This is a genomic window from Pacificimonas flava, from assembly GCF_000342165.1.
GTDB lineage: Bacteria > Pseudomonadota > Alphaproteobacteria > Sphingomonadales > Sphingomonadaceae > Pacificimonas > Pacificimonas flava.
Genome location: NZ_AMRV01000001.1, coordinates 542723 through 556538 on the forward strand (window position 1 = coordinate 542723; position 13816 = coordinate 556538).

Genomic DNA, 13816 nt, shown 5'->3' on the forward strand with positions numbered 1-13816 from the left:
TACAGCGCAGATCGTGTTCGCTTATGCGGAAAGCGATACGCTTGCAACGCCGTGCACACCGCCTGCCTGGTGCGCAAGCTCGGAGTCGACGGCGACGTTCTCGCCGAGATCGAGAACCGCGACTCCGCCCGACAACAGACGAATGTGAAGCGTTACGCAGCCCTGGCCGGGCGCAGCCTCGAAGAGGGTCTTCAGCGGTTGGAGAGCGCTCTCTTCGGCGGTGATCGCCAACCGCGCCCGTCCGCCGGCTGCGAGATCCTTCAATTTCAGAACGCCGCGCGCCGAGACTCGCGGTGTATCCTCTCCGGGCGACCAGCGCAGTTCAGCCGACAGCAGCATGGGTTCGCCCTCCGATGCGGCCTCCTGAATCGATTCCTGCACTTCCGAGTCGAACGCGCTGACCATGAATTGCCCGGTCTCGTCCGACATGGTGGCGAGCAGATATTTGTCGCCGCCCTTCTGCGGGGTCTGCCAGCGCATTCCTTCCACAAGGGCACCAAGCGTGACCTGTTCGCGTCCGCCACCCGGCGGGCCGCCAAGCTCGCAGCACCGGGCGAAACTCCTTGCGCCGCGCGCATCCAGGACATGCTGCCATGCGCTGAGCGGATGCGAGGCGAAATAGAAGCCGAACGCATCGCGCTCTCCCGCCATGATGTCGGCAAGGCTCCAGCGTTCCACATTGGTGGCCCGCATCAGGGAAATCTCTCCGCCCCCCGCACCGCCACCGCCGAACAGCGCACCTTGCTGCGTGATGCGCGCCTCCGCAGCGGCCGCGGCCGCCGCCAGGATCGAACCGGCCATCGCATGCACCGCGGCGCGGTTCGCCTCCAGCGCGTCAAAGGCGCCGGCGCTCGCCAGCGTTTCGATCTGCCGCTTGTTCAGAAGCTTGGGATCCACGCGATTGGCAAAGTCGCTAAGCGATTTGTAGGGACCAGCCTTCTCGCGTTCTTCCGCGACGCCCTGCATCGCCTTCGTCCCCACGCCCTTCAACGCGGCGAGCGCATAACGGACGGCCTTCCCATCCTCCGTCCGCTCGACGGTGAATTTCTCCGTGGAGGCGTTGATGTCGGGCGGCAGGCAGGCGATGCCCGATTTTCTCGCATCCTCAAGGAACATGCCGAGCTTGTCGGTCAGCGACATGTCGAACTGCATGGATGCGGCATAGAATTCGGTCGGGTAATGCGCCTTCAGCCAGGCGGTCTGATAGGCGACGAGCGCATAGGCCGCAGCATGGGATTTGTTGAAGCCATAGCCCGCGAATTTCGCCACGAGTTCGAAGATATGGTCCGCCTGCCCGGGATCGACGCCTTGCTCCGCAGCGCCCGTCATGAAGCGCTCCTTCTGCTTGGCCATCTCCTCGGGCTTTTTCTTACCCATGGCACGGCGCAGCAGATCGGCTTCACCCAAGGAGTAACCGGCAAGCTCCTGCGCGATCTGCATCACCTGTTCCTGATAGATGATGACCCCGTAGGTCTCCGTCAGATATTGTTCGAGACGCGGGTGCAGATAGTCCGGTTTTTCCTGCCCGTGCTTCCGGCGCGCGTAAGAGGGTATGTTGTCCATCGGGCCGGGCCGATAGAGCGACACCAGTGCGATGATGTCGCCGAACTTGTCGGGCTTCACCAGCGACAGGGTGCGGCGCATCCCCTCCGATTCCAGCTGGAAGACGCCCGCCGTGTCGCCCCGCGCCATCAGCGCATAGGTGTCCGGATCGTCCCAGGGGATGGCCGACATGTCGGGCGCCGCGCCTTCGGTCTCTTCAATCAGTTCCAGTGCGCGCTGAATGACCGAGAGGGTCTTCAGACCGAGGAAGTCGAACTTTACGAGACCTGCCTGCTCCACCCACTTCATGTCGAACTGCGTGACCGGCATGTCAGAACGCGGATCGCGGTAGAGCGGCACAAGCTGCGACAGCGGACGGTCGCCGATCACGACGCCGGCGGCGTGGGTGGAGCTGTGCCGCGGCATCCCCTCCAGTTTCAGCGCCAGCGTGATCAGGTGATCGACATCCTTGTCACGCGTCCGCTCCCGCCGCAGATCGACGTTTTCCTGTAGTGCGGTCGACAAATCCTGTGGATTGGCGGGATTGTTGTCGATCATTTTCGCCAGCCGGTCGATCTGACCGTAGGGCATCTGCAACACGCGGCCGACGTCCTTCAGCACCGCACGCGCCTTCAGCTTGCCGAAGGTGATGATCTGCGCGACCTGATCGCGGCCATAGCGCTGCTGCACATAGCGAATGACTTCTCCGCGCCGCGTTTCGCAGAAGTCGATGTCGAAGTCGGGCATCGACACGCGTTCCGGGTTCAGGAACCGCTCGAACAGCAGGCCGAGCTGAATGGGATCGAGGTCGGTGATCGTCAACGACCAGGCCACGACCGACCCGGCGCCCGAACCGCGCCCCGGTCCGACGGGGATGTCGTTCTCCTTTGCCCACTTGATGAAATCCGCAACGATCAGGAAGTAGCCCGGAAATCCCATCGTCTCGATGATGCCGAGTTCGTAGTCGAGCCGCTGGAAGTATGCCTCCCGGTCGGCATCCGGCAATCGCTCCAGACGTCTTTTCAGGCCCGCGCGTGCCTGCTCGCGCAGCGCCGCCGCCTCTCCCTCGAGGTCGCCCGCCAGGCTTGGCAGGATCGGCTTGCGCTGCGGCGCCATGACAGCGCATCGCTGCGCGACGATCGCGGTGTTGTCGATCGCTTCGGGCAGGTCGGCGAAGGCCCTGCGCATCTCCGCCTCCGGCTTCAGCCAGCATTCCGCATTGGTGCGACGCCGGTCCTTGATGTCGATGTAGGTGGATCCCGCAATGCAAAGCATGGCGTCGTGGGCGGAGGCGAATTCGCGCTCGGGGAAACAAGCGGGGTTTGTGGCGACGATGGGCAGACCGCGCGCTTCCGCCCGATCGAGCAGCCCTTTTTCCGATGCCGCCTCTACGGGATCGCCGGTGCGGCAGATTTCCAGATACAGCCGCTCAGGGAACAACGCGGCGAGCTCGTCCAGATAGGCATCGGCGGCGGCGCCCTGCTGTTCGGCGATCAACTGCGCAAGCGCACCCTCAGCGCCGGCCGTCAGACAGATAAGGCCGTCTGTCCGGTCCTCCATCCGGTCGAAATCAATATGCGCGACTTCGGTGGGGTCGCTTGAGAGATGCGCCTCGGAAACAAGGTGGATCAGATTGGCGTAGCCCGTCTCGTCCTGCGCCAGAAGAACCAGCCAGTCCAGAATAGGACGCCCGCCGACCGCGCGGCCGCCGGGCCGTTCCACCGCCACCATCGCGCCGATAATCGGTTGAACGCCCTTTGCGGACAGGACCGCCGAATATTCCATGGCCGCGAACAGCACGGACCGGTCCACCAGAGCGGCGGCCGGAACTCCTTGCTTTTCACAGATCGCCGCAATCTGGGCAGGGTGAACTGCCCCCTCCAGCATCGAATAGGACGATTGGATGCGCAGCGGAACGTACGGCAGATTTGGCATCCGGCGATGCTATCCGTTCTGACGCGTCATTTCAGCCGATTCGATGCGCAGCTTCTGCCGCTCTCGGCCCGCAAAAGCCATTCGGGCGGCAGGATCGCTTATGAAGGATATACCACATATGTCACCCTGTATTCGATAAAGCGTTTCAATTGCCTGACCAGTAGAATGCTGAGCGCTGCTCGTCTGTTCTGAATATTCGGATCATCGCAATTCAGGTGGCGCAAAATCTCGTCGTCGCCACATTGGTGGTCCTGAACGCAAACAAGAGTAATTGGAGTAACTGTTATGCGTACCAAACTGATCACCGCCGCAATTATGGCAGGCAGCATGTTCGCGGGTCATGCCGCAATCGCGCAGGACATGCCGGCAGATCCGATGAACGACCCGGCCTCGCAGCCGACAGAACCGATGACGGACCCGTCCATGGCACCGGCGCCGGACACCATGACGGATACTCCGGCAGCCAATCTTGATACGGACGGCGACGGTGTTGCCGATGCCTGGGACACCAACGGCGACGGGCAGCCTGACGCCTGGGACAAGGACGGCGACGGACAGCCCGATCCGCGGCTCTAAACTTTACGGCGGACCTCGCTAAACAAGGTGAGGTCCGCCGATTATAATCAAAAGCACCAACTGGACTGCCGGCCCCTGCCCCCGCTCCCGGCAGTCCTTTTTTTTCGACCTCCGTTCTACTGACAGTCCCCGCCCCTCAGGACAGTTCAGCCAGTCTGCCCTCGTGCAGTTCCACCACGCGGTCCATCTGGCCGGCGAGGGCGCGGTTGTGCGTCGCAATGAGCGCAGACGATCCATGACCGCGAACGACCCGCAGGAACTCCCCCAGCACACGTGCCGAGGTGGCCTCATCGAGATTGCCGGTCGGCTCGTCGGCAAGGACCAGGACCGGTCTGTTCGCAAGGGCGCGGGCAACCGCCACACGCTGCTGCTCACCGCCGGAAAGCTGGCTGGGCCGGTGCTCCAGCCGCTGCCCCAGCCCAAGCTCCGTCAGCAGCTCTGTGGCGTGGGACACCGCCTTCTCACGCGGCTGGTTGGCGATGAGTTGCGGCATGACCACATTCTCAATCGCGTTGAAATCCGGCAGCAGATGGTGAAATTGATAGACGAAGCCCAACTGGTCACGGCGAACCTGCGTCCGCATGGCGGCATCGGCCTTCTCGACAGCCTGTCCGGCAATGCGGATCGAGCCTTCGAATCCGCCCTCCAGCAGGCCGATGGCCTGCAACATCGTCGACTTGCCCGATCCCGAGGGGCCCAGAAGCGCAACGATTTCGCCTGCGGCCACGGATAGATCGACGCCCCGCAACACCTCGATGGTCACGTCGCCCTGGCGAAAATTCCGCGAGAGGCCGGTCACTTCCAGTACGTTCGTCGCGTCATTCATAGCGTAGCACCTCGACCGGATCGGTACTTGCCGCCTTCCAGGCGGGGTACAGGGTCGCGAGGAAGCTGAGAATGAGCGCGACCAGAACGATGATCGTCACTTCCAGCGGATTCGTCTGTGCCGGCAACTTTGTCAGGTAGCGGATAGAGGGGTCCCAAAGCTCGACGCCGGTCATCGCGCTGATGCCCTCCACCACATTCTGCCGGAAATACAGGAAGGTGAAGCCGAGTATGAGGCCCAGAACGATGCCTGCCGCGCCAATCAGGGTGCCGACGCTGACGAAGATGCGCATCATCGCCGCGCGGGACGCGCCCATCGTGCGCAAAATCGCGATATCCTTCGTCTTGGCGCGCACCAGCATGATCAGACTCGTCAGGATGTTGAAGCAGGCAACGAGGATGATGAAGCCGACGACCACGAACATGACGGTTCGTTCGACGCTGAGCGCCTGAAACAGCACGCCGTTCATCTGCCGCCAGTCCACCAATACGCCCCGCCCCCGGATCATCGGCGGCACGGGCGAAAGGATTTCACCGACCCGGTCCGCATTCACCGTCTTGATGGTGATCAGGCCGATATCGTGCCCCATACTGAGATAGGTTTGCGCGTTCGCCAACGGCATCAACACGAAGGTCTTGTCATATTCGAAGATGCCGATTTCCATGATGGCATCCACGCGGTACGGTACGATACGCGGCGTCGTCCCGAAGGGCGTGACCCGCCCCTCCGGCGAAATCAGCGAAATGGTGTCGCCAAGATTGATGCCCATGGTCTCCGCCAGGCGGGACCCGATCGCGACGGAGTTCTCTCCTTCGAAAACCGCCTCGAAACTTCCGGCGATGGCGCTGCCGGCAAGCTGTTCCTGCCCCATCAGATCCCGGTATCGCATCCCGCGCAGCAGCACGCCCTCTGCCCGGTTCCGGTGACTGGCAAGAAGCGGCTGTTCGATGATGGGCGCGGCCGACGTCACGCCGGGCAGGCTCTCGATATCCTCGATCAGCGGCTGCCAGTCCGGCAGGCGGCCGGCATAACCCTGGACGACGGCATCGCCGTTCAGGCTGTTGATCGAACCGAAAAGCTCGGCGCGAAACCCGTTCATGACCGACATGACCGCGATCAGGGCCGCGACACCAAGCGCCACCGCGATGAGGGAGATGGTGGCGACGAGAAAGATGAATCCCTCGCTGCGACCGGGCATCAGATAGCGCCGGGCGATAATCCGTTCATAAGCGGTCAGCATGACCGGATATACCCGCCCCAACCGGCGCATCCCCCGTCAGCCGGACATTCGAAATCGGTGCAGCGCGGCACGAGGGTCAGCCCGCCACCTTTTCAAGCGCATCCTCGAGCGAGAGGTCAGTGCGTTCGCCCGTTCTACGGTTCTTCACCTCGACCGTTCCGGCACTGACGCCCTTTGGTCCAACGATCAGTTGCCAGGGCAAACCGATCAGGTCCATGCCCGCAAACTTCGCGCCCCCGCGCTCGTCACGGTCGTCATAGAGCACCTCGACGCCCGCATTCGTCAGGCGTTCGTAGATGGTATCGCAGAGGCTGTCGCAGCCCGCATCACCCTGCCGCAGATTGATGATCCCGACGCGGTACGGCGCGATCTGCTCGGGCCAGACGATGCCGCTCTCATCGTGACAGGCTTCGATGACGGCCCCCATCAGACGCGAAACGCCAACACCATAGCTGCCCATCAGGGGGTGCACCTGCGTGCCGTCCCGGCCCTGAACGGTAAAGCCCATGCTCTGCGTGTATTTCGTTCCGAAGGCGAAGATATGTCCGACCTCTATGCCCCGCCGCTTCAGAAGGCGCTCCTGGGGCACAGGACAATCCATGACCTTCTCGTGCTCTTCCTCCTCCATCGCATAGGTGGCGGACAGCTTTGCGACGGCATCCGGGTCGTCGATCGAAATGTCTTCCAAGGCCGCATCATAGAAGATGGCGCTTTCACCCGTATCCGCCAGAACATGGAATTCGTGGCTGAGGTCACCGCCGATGGGGCCGGAGGGTGCGCGGACGGGAACCGCCTTCAGACCCAGCGCGGCGAATGTCCGCAAATAGGCCTGGAATTGCTTGTTGTACGACACCCGCATGCCGTCCTCGTCCAGGTCGAAGCTGTAGGCATCCTTCATCAGGAATTCACGCCCGCGCATCACACCAAAGCGAGGGCGACGTTCGTCGCGGAACTTCCACTGAATGTGATAGAACATTTTCGGAAGGTCGCGGTAACTCGTCGCCGAGGACAGGAACAGATCCGTCAGCATTTCCTCGTTGGTCGGGCCGTAGAGCATGTCCCGTCCGTGCCGATCCTGCAGCCGCAACATCTCTGGGCCGTAGGCGTCGTAGCGGCCGCTCTTGCGCCACAGGTCTGCGGCCTGAACGGTGGGCATCAGCAGTTCGGCCGCGCCGGCCCGGTCCTGTTCAGCCCTGACGATATTCTCGATCTTCTGCAGCACCCGGAAGCCCAGCGGCAGCCACGCATAAATGCCGGCCGCCGTCTGACGCACCAGGCCGGCACGCAGCATCAGCTGGTGCGAAACGATCTGTGCTTCGGACGGGTTTTCCTTGAGAACCGGAACAAAGGTCTGGGTCATACGCATGGGCAGCGCTGTTAGCAGAGCCGCGCGGCGGCGCAAGAAAAGGCGCGCGCGAAACGACAGATTGTTCGCGGCCGCTTATCCCTTGCAGGCCAGCTTCTTCCGGCTTGCTCTTTCCGGCGCGCGTTCGTCCGCTATAGTTTCGCCCATGTTCGACCGACGTACCGCGCTGGCGGGCCTTGCGGCCGCTGCCCTTCCCCTCGCTCCAGCGACTGGCCAGTTACGCAACCCCTCGCCGCCCACCGCCACCAGGCGCGCCCCCCGACTGCGCCCCGGTGATACGGTTGGGCTTGTCCAGCCGGCCGGCTTCGTCGCGGACGGCTTCGAACTGGATATCGTCAAGGAGACGATACGCGCGATGGACCTCGTTCCCAAGGCATCGCAGCACCTGGAGGAGCGGCACGGCTATCTGGCGGGAACCGACCGGGAACGTGCCGAAGACCTGAACCGCATGTATGCCGACGACACGGTCAGGGCGGTCTTCGCTGTCCGGGGCGGCTGGGGATCGGCGAGAATATTGCCGCTCCTCGACTGGAACGTCATCGCCGCCAATCCGAAGCTGTTGATCGGCTACAGTGACATCACCGCGCTGCACATGGCGTTCCAGCGGCTGGCGGGATTTCCGACAATTCACGGACCGACCGGCAATGCGAGCTGGCCCGAGAGGAGCTGGGCCCTGTTCCGCGAACTCGCCTTCGAGGGCGCAACGCCGCTGATCGTCAATCCGGATTCGCATGCGGACCGGCTCGTGCAGACAGCATACCGCACACAGCTCTTTCGGTCCGGCAAGGCCACGGGCCCTCTCCTTGGCGGCAATCTCACCGTGCTGTCTGCCTTGGTCGGCACGCCCTATCTGCCGGATTTCGCCGGGGCGATCCTGTTCCTGGAAGATGTCGGAGAGGCCCCCTACCGCATCGACCGCATGCTGACGCAGCTTTCCCTGGCGGGCATCCTGCCGCAGGTGGCGGGCGTCGTCTTCGGGACGTGCAGCGACTGCACCGCCGACAGGGCCTTTGGGGGGTTCACCCTGAACCAGGTTTTGCAGCAGCACCTCCAGCCCCTCGGCGTGCCGGCCTTTGGCGGCGCCCGTTTCGGACATATCGCCGATCAGGCCAGCCTGCCTGAGGGCGTCCGCGCCGAAATCGACGCGGACGCGGGTTCCATTCGGATCCTCGAACCCGCTGTTGCCCCGTAGAAACGTGTAATCTGCTCTTCAGACCAGCCGGGACTGCTTCAAGGCGGCAGCGATGAAGCTCGAGAAGAGCGGGTGCGGATCGAAGGGCTTGGATTTCAGTTCCGGATGGAACTGCACGCCAATGAACCAGGGATGATCGGGCCGCTCGACGATCTCCGGCAGCAATCCATCGGGGCTTTCGCCGGAAAAGATCAACCCATCCTTCTCCAGCACGTCCTTGTAGTGGCCGTTCACCTCATAGCGGTGGCGATGCCGTTCGGAGATGCTGGACTGCCCGCCATAGATCTCCGCGACCCGGCTCCCGCTGAGAAGCCTCGCGGGATAAGCGCCAAGGCGCATGGTGCCGCCAAGATTGCCGCCAGCCTCACGCTTTTCGATGCCCGCTTCGGTCATCCATTCGGTGATCAGGCCGACGACGGGCTCAGCGGTCTCTCCGAATTCGGTGGTGGAGGCAGTCTTCACGCCGGCGAGATGACGCATCCCTTCGATGCAGGCCATTTGCATGCCGAGGCAAATGCCGAAGAACGGGACCTTGCGTTCGCGCGCGAACCGGATCGCGTTGATCTTCCCCTCGGACCCGCGGCTGCCGAAACCGCCGGGGACGAGAACCGCGTGTAGCGGCTCGAGCTGATCGATGTCCGGTCGCTCACCCTCGAACAGCTCGCTGTCCAGCCAGCGGATATTGACCTTCACTCGGTTGGCGATGCCGCCATGAACGAGCGCTTCGTGCAACGATTTATAGGCGTCCTGCATGCCGGTGTACTTGCCGACGATGCCGATCGTCACCTCGCCCTCCGGATGCTCAATGCGTTCGGCAATATCGAGCCAGCGGGACAGGTCGGGCGCATGCCGGGGGGCGATGCCGAAGGAGCGCAGAACCTCCCGGTCCAGCCCCTCATCGTGATAATTCAGCGGCACCTCGTAAATCGACTTCGCGTCGAGAGCCGGAATGACCGCTTCCTTGCGGACGTTGCAGAACAGGGCAATCTTGTTCCGCTCATCCTGCGGCAGCGGCTGTTCGCACCGACAGACGAGGATGTCGGGCTGAATGCCGAGCGAGGTCAGTTCCCGCACGGAATGCTGCGTGGGTTTTGTCTTCAGCTCGCCTGCCGCGGCGATATAGGGCACCAGCGTCACATGAACGAAGGAGACGTTCTCCTCTCCCACCTCGTTGCGCAGCTGGCGAATGGCCTCGATGAACGGCAAGCTCTCGATATCACCCACTGTGCCGCCGATCTCGCACAGAACGAAATCGAGATCATCGACGTCGCTCATCGCGAAATTCTTGATGGCGTCGGTCACGTGCGGAATGACCTGCACCGTCGCGCCCAGAAAATCGCCGCGCCGCTCCTTCGCAAGAATATCGGAATAGATGCGTCCGGAGGTGACATTGTCCGACTGGCGCCCCGGAACGCCGGTGAAGCGCTCGTAGTGGCCGAGGTCGAGATCGGTTTCGGCACCGTCATCCGTGACGTACACCTCGCCATGCTGATACGGGCTCATCGTGCCCGGATCGACATTGAGGTAAGGATCGAACTTACGAATGCGGACCTTGTAGCCACGCGCCTGGAGAAGGGCTGCCAGAGAGGCAGCCATGAGGCCTTTTCCAAGCGATGAGACCACGCCGCCGGTGATGAAAATGAACCGCGCCATGGGAGGATTGCTATAGCCGCGGGGCTGCGGGATTCGCCAGCCCTAAATCGCGGCGATGCCGCTTTTCCCGCCGTTTCGCTCGGCTACTCGGCCACCGGCACGTCGTCGCCGGATGTCGTCTCCGCTGCGCCTTCATCGCGCGTCCCGGGAATGCCGAAAGGCACCTCGTCAAGGGACTGGGTCGGCGTCGTGAGAGCGGGGTCGGAGGGATCGTCGCCGCCCACCTCGTCGGCCACTTCGGGCGCGGCGGAGGTCGGGTCGTTCGCCAGGGACGTGTCGATCGAGGAGACGTCCCGGCCCTGCGCCGCCAGAATTGCCATAAGCAGCGAGGTTCCGATGAACAGCGCGGCCAGCCAGCAGGTCGCCTTCGTGAGCAGATTGCCAGCACCGCGTGCCGTCATTAGCCCGCCCGGTCCCCCGCCCACACCCAGCGCGCCGCCTTCCGACCGCTGCATGAGAATGACCGCGACCAGCCCGATGGCCAGCAGCGTGTGAACGACGAGAAGAAAGGTGTGAATGGCAGATGACATAGTCGCGCGCATCTAGGGCCGCCTCATGGCCGAGGCAAGAGCGGCGGGGCAGACGGGCGGCTCCGGCCCCGTCCGTGCCCGCCTGGCTAGGCGGCGCGCACGATCGCGCCGAAGCTGTCCGCATCGAGGCTCGCTCCGCCGACGAGCGCACCGCCGACATTGCTTGCAGAGAGCAGTTCGGCCGCATTCTCCGGCTTCACCGAGCCGCCATACAGGATCAGTATCGATTCGCCGGCCGCGCCGAATCTTTCGGTGAGCGCCGAGCGAATGGAATCGTGCATGGCGGCAATATCGGCCGTGGTGGGCGTCCGGCCGGTGCCGATGGCCCAGACCGGTTCGTACGCCACGGCAAGGCCCGCCGAATCTCCCTGCGGAAGGGATCCCTCGAGCTGTCGGCGAACGACGGCTTCGGCTTCACCGCCATCGCGCTCGGCCTCCGTCTCGCCGACGCATATGATCACGGAAAGGCCCGCAGCGCGCGCCGCTTCGGCCTTCCCCCGCACCTCCGCGTCCGTCTCCCCCTGATCCGTACGCCGCTCGGAATGGCCGACGAGCGTGAATGTCGCGCCCGCATCGACAAGCATAGGCGCGGACACACAGCCGGTATGCGCCCCCTTCTCTGCGGAATGACAGTCCTCTCCGCCGACCGAAAGCCGGGAATCGTCAGCCATCTGCGCCGCAGGAAAGATCAAGGTGTGCGGTACGGCCAGCGCCACCCCGACATCGTCCCCGGCGGTGTCCGCAAGCGTCATGATCCGGCCAATCGTGCCAAGGTCGCGGCTCGTTCCATGCATCTTCCAATTGCCGGCGATGAGACACCGGCCGAGAAAGGGGGATCGGGCGGCGTCGGTCGTAACGGTCCTGTCGTCTGGCATGGCGGTCGTCCCTCGCTACTCGTCTTGCTCATGAGTATCGGCGCTCTATAAGCCGCACGTTCGAACCGACAACCATTCCGAATAATCCGCAACGCGAAAGAAACATGCGTCCATGATCTCATTTTTCCGCCGCTGGCTGTCCTCGCCCATCGTTCTCGTGCTTTTCGCGCTGGTCGTGGTCGCTTTCGTCATCGTCGGCATCGGCAACCCCCTCGGCGGCGGCGCTCCGGCGGGTGGAACAGTGGCAGAGGTGGGGGATCAGGAGATTTCCGCTGCGCGCCTTTCCGATCAGTTCGACCGCAGGCTTCAGGCGGTGCGGCAGCAGAATCCGGAACTGACGGCGCGCGCTGCACTCGACACCGGCGCACTCGACATCACGCTCGACCAGCTCGTCATCTCGGTCGCGCTCGAAGAGCTGGCGCGCGATATGGGGCTGTCGACCTCCAAGCGGCTCGTGGATGCGGACATCGCCGGAATGGAGGCGTTTGCCGGCCCGACCGGCCAGTTCAGCGAGCAAGTCTACCGCGATATCCTGCAACGGCAGAATATCGACGAGCGCTCCTTTCGTCAGGATCTCGAGGGCGACGTGCTGCGCCGTCACCTGCTCGCGCCACTCGCCGGGTTGACGCCGACGCCCGAGGGTGTGGCCCGTCCGTTCGCCGAGCTGCAGCTGGAGCAGCGCACCCTGTCGGTCGGTGCGATCCCCTACAGCCGCTTCGACGTCGACGCACCGAACCAGAAGCAGCTTGCCGCATTCTATAGAGAGAACCAGGCTCGCTTCACGATTCCGGAACGGCGCAAGTTCCAATATGCCATCATCGACCGCGCCGACCTTGCGCAACAGATCGACGTGACCGACGCCGATATCGCCCAATATTACGAGGACAATTCCGATTTGTACGCGGCCACGGAAACCCGCAGTCTGCGACAGGTAGTAACGCAGGACCGCGCGCAGGCGGATACGATCGCGAAGCGCGTACGCGCCGGCGAGGATTTCGCCGCCGTGGCTGCGGATGTACTCGACTATAGCGAAAGCGACCTCGATCTGGGTTCCACGAACGAGAGCGATCTGGCCGGCATCATCAATGACGATGTGGCGGCCGAGGTGTTCGCGGCAAGCGAAGGCAATGTCGTCGGTCCCGCCGAATCGAATTTCGGATTCCACGTCATTTCTGTCGACGCCGTCGAGACGACGCCGACAAAGCCCATGAGCGCTGTACAGGGCGAGATTCGCAATCGACTGATCGAGGAGCGCGCGGAAGCACGCGTGGCCGAACTGACAGATCAGGTGCAGGACGCCATCGACGATGGAGCCAGCATGCAAGAGGCCGCGAGCGATGCGGGCCTGCGGGTCATGTCCCCGCCCGCCCTGACGGAGACTGGTCAGACGCCGGAACAGGAGGATTTCTCGCTGCCCGCGGACCTTCGTCCGCTGCTTGGTACGGCCTTCGACCTGATGCCGGGCGATGATCCGCTGGTCGAGGAGATCGGCCAAGGCCGTTACGCTCTTGTCGGCCTTGATGAGGTTATTCCCGCTGCGCCGCAGCCGCTTGCCGACATCCGTGAAGAAGTCAGCGAAATCTACATCTTCGAAGAGCAGCGCAAGCAGGCCGAGGCAAAAGCGAAGGAAATCATCGCCGCCGTCCGCGCCGGTGGTTCGCTGAGCGCAGAGATGGAGGCCGCGGGCGTGCCGGCGCCTCAGGACATCACCGCCCGCCGGGCCGAACTGGCCCAGCAGGAAGGGCGCCTGCCCCCCTATGTCACCCTCGGTTTTGCTCAGGGGGAAGGCGACATCGCAGACGTGCCGCTGCCGCAGCAGGGTGTTCAGGTCATCGTCGAAACCACGCGTGTCGTGCCGGGCGACCTGTCCGAGGTTCCGGGTTTTCTGCAGACGGTGTCCTCACAGCTTCGTGCCGCGCAGGCGACGGAGTTGCAATTGGCCTTTGCGAACGCCGTTTCGAAGAGCATCGGAACGAAACGCTACCCGGACGCGGTGACAGCCGTAGAGGCGCAGTATCGCGGGGCCGGTCCGGACGCAGAATGATCGATTCCGAACTTACGGCACCCAGCCGGGCCGGCTT

10 protein-coding genes are annotated in these 13816 nt (G+C 63.5%); 3 read left to right on the forward strand and 7 right to left on the reverse strand.

What is annotated here, in order from left to right:
• Positions 1 to 21: 21 nt before the first annotated feature.
• Entirely contained in the window at positions 22 to 3477 is a 3456-nt protein-coding gene (gene dnaE / locus C725_RS02510) for a DNA polymerase III subunit alpha (RefSeq protein WP_008599957.1), read from the reverse strand.
• 285 nt (positions 3478 to 3762) lie between these two features.
• Here dnaE and C725_RS02520 point away from each other — a divergent pair, with 285 nt between their 5' ends.
• Positions 3763 to 4053, forward strand: a complete 291-nt coding sequence (locus tag C725_RS02520) for a hypothetical protein (RefSeq protein WP_038281074.1) — start codon at positions 3763 to 3765, stop codon at positions 4051 to 4053.
• Between the two features lie 136 nt (positions 4054 to 4189).
• On the opposite strand, the gene C725_RS02525 is transcribed toward C725_RS02520, so the two are convergent.
• From C725_RS02525 to proS, 3 genes are all read right to left on the reverse strand, one after another.
• Complete coding sequence (locus C725_RS02525) at positions 4190 to 4879, reverse strand: ABC transporter ATP-binding protein (protein ID WP_008599960.1); 690 nt, start codon at positions 4877 to 4879, stop codon at positions 4190 to 4192.
• Entirely contained in the window at positions 4872 to 6119 is a 1248-nt protein-coding gene (locus C725_RS02530; protein ID WP_008599961.1) for a lipoprotein-releasing ABC transporter permease subunit, read from the reverse strand. The genes C725_RS02525 and C725_RS02530 overlap by 8 nt, the downstream gene beginning before the upstream one ends.
• 76 nt (positions 6120 to 6195) lie before the next feature.
• Positions 6196 to 7485, reverse strand: a complete 1290-nt coding sequence (gene proS, locus C725_RS02535) for a proline--tRNA ligase (RefSeq protein ID WP_008599962.1) — start codon at positions 7483 to 7485, stop codon at positions 6196 to 6198.
• Between the two features lie 145 nt (positions 7486 to 7630).
• Between proS and C725_RS02540 the strand changes: the two genes are divergently transcribed.
• A complete protein-coding gene (locus C725_RS02540) occupies positions 7631 to 8677 on the forward strand; it encodes a S66 peptidase family protein (RefSeq protein ID WP_038281332.1) in 1047 nt (348 codons plus the stop codon).
• A gap of 18 nt (positions 8678 to 8695) precedes the next feature.
• On the opposite strand, the gene C725_RS02545 is transcribed toward C725_RS02540, so the two are convergent.
• From C725_RS02545 to tpiA, 3 genes are all read right to left on the reverse strand, one after another.
• The gene (locus C725_RS02545) at positions 8696 to 10330 is read right to left on the reverse strand and encodes a CTP synthase (RefSeq protein ID WP_008599964.1); all 1635 of its coding nucleotides are present in this window, start codon (positions 10328 to 10330) and stop codon (positions 8696 to 8698) included.
• A gap of 83 nt (positions 10331 to 10413) precedes the next feature.
• Positions 10414 to 10860: a preprotein translocase subunit SecG gene (gene secG / locus C725_RS15625; protein WP_149864500.1), complete on the reverse strand. Its 447-nt coding sequence runs from the start codon at positions 10858 to 10860 to the stop codon at positions 10414 to 10416.
• Between the two features lie 86 nt (positions 10861 to 10946).
• Entirely contained in the window at positions 10947 to 11735 is a 789-nt protein-coding gene (gene tpiA / locus C725_RS02555; RefSeq protein WP_008599966.1) for a triose-phosphate isomerase, read from the reverse strand.
• A gap of 112 nt (positions 11736 to 11847) precedes the next feature.
• Between tpiA and C725_RS02560 the strand changes: the two genes are divergently transcribed.
• Positions 11848 to 13779, forward strand: coding sequence for a SurA N-terminal domain-containing protein (locus C725_RS02560; RefSeq protein ID WP_008599967.1), 1932 nt, complete (start codon positions 11848 to 11850; stop codon positions 13777 to 13779).
• The last annotated feature ends 37 nt before the right edge of the window (positions 13780 to 13816 follow it).